The organism is Microcoleus sp. B5-D4, from assembly GCF_036705145.1.
Taxonomy (GTDB): Bacteria; Cyanobacteriota; Cyanobacteriia; order Cyanobacteriales; family Microcoleaceae; genus Microcoleus.
In genome coordinates this window covers 1-1,077 of record NZ_JAUBTV010000195.1, presented here as the reverse complement: position 1 = coordinate 1,077, position 1,077 = coordinate 1, and the positions used below count along the sequence as shown (strand labels likewise).

The window sequence follows — 1,077 nt, the reverse complement described above, 5'->3', positions numbered from 1 at the left end:
TTGACATCGTTTAGGGCGTGGACTACCAGGGTATCTAATCCTGTTTGCTCCCCACGCTTTCGTGCATGAGCGTCAGTACAGGCCCAGGGGATTGCCTTCGCCATCGGTGTTCCTCCGCATATCTACGCATTTCACTGCTACACGCGGAATTCCATCCCCCTCTGCCGTACTCTAGCGATGCAGTCACAAATGCAGGTCCCAGGTTGAGCCCGGGGATTTCACATCTGTCTTACATCACCGCCTGCGCACGCTTTACGCCCAGTAATTCCGATTAACGCTCGCACCCTACGTATTACCGCGGCTGCTGGCACGTAGTTAGCCGGTGCTTATTCTTACGGTACCGTCATTAGCAAACTGTATTAGAGCTCACCGTTTCGTTCCGTACAAAAGCAGTTTACAACCCGAAGGCCTTCATCCTGCACGCGGCATTGCTGGATCAGGCTTGCGCCCATTGTCCAAAATTCCCCACTGCTGCCTCCCGTAGGAGTCTGGACCGTGTCTCAGTTCCAGTGTGGCTGGTCGTCCTCTCAGACCAGCTACAGATCGTCGGCTTGGTAGGCCTTTACCCCACCAACTACCTAATCTGATATCGGCCGCTCCAATCGCGCGAGGTCTTGCGATCCCCCGCTTTCATCCATAGATCGTATGCGGTATTAGCGTAGCTTTCGCTACGTTATCCCCCACGACTGGGCACGTTCCGATACATTACTCACCCGTTCGCCACTCGCCACCAGGATTGCTCCCGTGCTGCCGTTCGACTTGCATGTGTAAGGCATGCCGCCAGCGTTCAATCTGAGCCAGGATCAAACTCTATAGTTCGATCTTGAATTTTTTGCTTCTTTCGAAGCAACTCATAAAAACGGAATTGAAGTGAACTTCACTTCTATTCTCATGAGCGTTTGTGGTCAATTAAGACCAGTTCCGAAGAACTTGGCAATCGCCTTCAAACGCCCACGCTTATCGGCTGTATATTTTTAAAGACCCTTGCAATCAGCGGCTTTCACCATCTTCTCGCCTTGCTTCACCGTGATCAGCGAAGCCTTGAATTATGACACAACTTTCAGCGTCTTGTCAAAA

The 1,077-nt window shown here is 51.7% G+C and carries 1 rRNA gene; it reads right to left on the bottom strand.

The features are described 5' to 3' along the window. Positions 1 to 819 (bottom strand): 16S ribosomal RNA (locus QUB10_RS34165); the annotation flags it as partial. Positions 820 to 1,077 lie beyond the last annotated feature (258 nt).